3 protein-coding genes are annotated in these 2,592 nt (G+C 37.2%); all 3 read left to right on the top strand.

Going from position 1 to position 2,592, the window contains the following annotated elements; genetic code table 11:
* Positions 1-752 (top strand): non-ribosomal peptide synthetase (locus JMN32_RS10555; protein WP_202856302.1); only part of this gene is annotated, 752 nt, incomplete at its 5' end.
* A 6-nt stretch (positions 753-758) separates the two neighbouring features.
* On the top strand, positions 759-2,273 hold the full coding sequence (locus JMN32_RS10550) for a condensation domain-containing protein (protein ID WP_202856301.1): 1,515 nt from the start codon (positions 759-761) through the stop codon (positions 2,271-2,273).
* A 51-nt stretch (positions 2,274-2,324) separates the two neighbouring features.
* On the top strand, positions 2,325-2,531 hold the full coding sequence (locus JMN32_RS27730) for a TubC N-terminal docking domain-related protein (RefSeq protein WP_202856300.1): 207 nt from the start codon (positions 2,325-2,327) through the stop codon (positions 2,529-2,531).
* The last annotated feature ends 61 nt before the right edge of the window (positions 2,532-2,592 follow it).

Below are 2,592 nucleotides of genomic sequence, written 5' to 3'. Positions count from 1 at the left end.
TTGGTGGTGCACAGCTCGCTCGTGGGTACCTCAATCAGCCGGAGTTAACCAAAGAGCGATTCATTAATCACCCGTTTAATGAAGGGGAAAGACTGTATAAAACTGGGGACCGGGCCAGGTGGCTGCCCGATGGTAACATCGAGTTTCTGGGACGTAGTGATAATCAGGTTAAAGTTCGAGGATTCCGTATCGAACTCGGGGAGATCGAAAGTCAGCTCGCCTACCACCCTCAGGTGCAGGCTGCCGTCGTGGTGGCCCATCACAAAAACCATGATAAACAACTCGTCGCTTACTTCGTTGCTCAGGATCTTATTGACAGCCAAACACTGAAAAACTACCTGCTGCAAAAGCTGCCGGATTATATGGTTCCAACGCTTTTCATCAAAATGGAGGAGCTACCTCTCAACCGAAGCGGTAAAGTAGACCGAAAAGCACTCCCTAAACCCGAAGTAGGTATCCAGGAATTCATCGCCCCTCAAAATGAGGTCGAAGAGCAACTCGTTGACATCTGGAGTGAGGTGCTCCAGGTGCCAAAAGAGCAAATCAGTACCAACAGCAACTTCTTCGCACTTGGTGGACATTCACTTCTTGCAATGCACATGATGCACTTAATCCTGAATAAACTTCAAATTGAGATTGATTTGAAAATGCTATTTCAGTATCCTACAATTAAGCTACTGTCAGAAGCATTTAAATTACACACAGAACAGGAAGACTTTGATGAAGATGAATTTGAAACTATTTATATATAACAGACAATGACGATTCAAACTAAGCATAGCGCATTACTGCTACTGGAGCAAGCAAATAGAGAAGGCGTTCAACTGTCATACAATGACGGTAGTCTGGCCGTTAGATATAAAAAGGGTAAGAAGGTCAATGAGGAGTTATTGAAAAGTTTAAAAACCAATAAGGATATTTTAGTTGCTCACTTTGAAAAAAAGCAGATTCATAAAAATCTAAGATTGGAAGCTGAAGAAATAGAAGTAAATGGAAGCATCTATTTTAAGGTAGGCCCCAAGCAAAATTTCTGGATATTTCAAAATACTCATGATAAATCTGTAGGTAAGCTAAGCTATGAATTTAAAATTTTAGGCACTCTGGACTTAAATATTATTACTACCGCTATAAACTATTTATTTCAGCGACATGAAAGCCTGAGATCTAATTTCTGTCATTTGAATGGTATTAATCTAATGTCTGTTCAACCTAAACCGAAAAATCACTTTTATTTCTTTGACGTTCGTGATTCAAATGAAAAAGAGTTGTTAGTTCAACAATATCGGAGTTTTAAAGACTTCAAATTCGATCTTGAATCCGGCCCATTATGTATTATACGGCTAATTCAGGAGGAAAATAAAAGATATACATTAAGCATTCTAGCCCATCACATTATTTTCGATAAGCTGTCTAAGGAGGTTTTTTTAGGAGAGTTGCTTGTACTGTATCAAGCCTTCAGTACTGGACAAAAATCTCCACTACCGAATTTACCTTTCCAGCTTAAAGAATATTTGAGCGCCGAGAGTAGATATATTACAAGGAACTGTGAGTCTCATAAAAAATACTGGAAAACAAAGTTTCCAGAGTTGCCTAATGAGTTTATTTCACCTATTAATCAGATCACCAATGCTGTCAGAAACAATGTACCAGAGAACACTTCTCTTGCTATTGATCAAACTCTTTTAGAAAAAGTAAATTGCCTTGCTAAAGAACATAGCACAACGGCATTTATTATCCTTCAAGCGGTATTTCATATTGCCAGATTGAAAAAGACCAGACAGGAAGATACAATAATTGGTACTGCACTATTCAATCGAGATCACCCGGACTTTAAAAACCAAATTGGATACTATGCAGATATTGTTTTAATTCGGACAGTTATCAAATCAACGGATAATTTTCATGAAATAGTCCAGACTGTTAAAAGAGCTAATGACGATAATATTGATTTCCGCGCCCATTCATTAATGGATCATACCTGGAGGCTTATCAAGGCAGAAGGAAGAACAATGACAGGTCATTATTGGAAATTCAACCTTCGTTATGAAGACCACAGAAATAACCCGATCATAGCCACAGAATCTGAATTATTAAGATTTCAGCAAGTCAAATCTGATCAAGATGAACACATCAACCTCGATATTGATTGTCACTTTCTGGTAGATAGAAATAGCACGCTTAGCTTGAAAGTTCGATATGATTCAGGACTATATGATACTGATGGTATACACTCCTTTATAAGACTGTTTGAAAAAACCTTATGTGAAGTCTAAAATCGTTAAAACACATCAACACTCCTCCTAATTCAATCTTATAATTAACTAATGACTCAACTTGAAACCATACAATCAATTATAAATGACTTGAATAACGAAGGTATAAAACTCTTAATCAATGATAATCAGCTTGCTATAAGAGTCCCGAAGACAAAAAAGGTCAATTCACAGTTGCTACAATCATTAAAGGAAAACAGATCGGATATTCTCTTTTATTTGAAATGGAAAAGTGGAAAATCTTTACTGAATGTGTAAGCACCCCCGAAAATAGGACAGTTTAAAAGTAGAGAAAACAACTTAAATTTGAACTGTTTTT

Origin of the sequence: Fulvivirga marina (assembly GCF_016775155.1) — a bacterium.
In the GTDB taxonomy this organism is placed as follows: Bacteria; Bacteroidota; Bacteroidia; order Cytophagales; family Cyclobacteriaceae; genus Fulvivirga; species Fulvivirga marina.
This window is presented reverse-complemented; position numbering and strand designations above follow the sequence as displayed.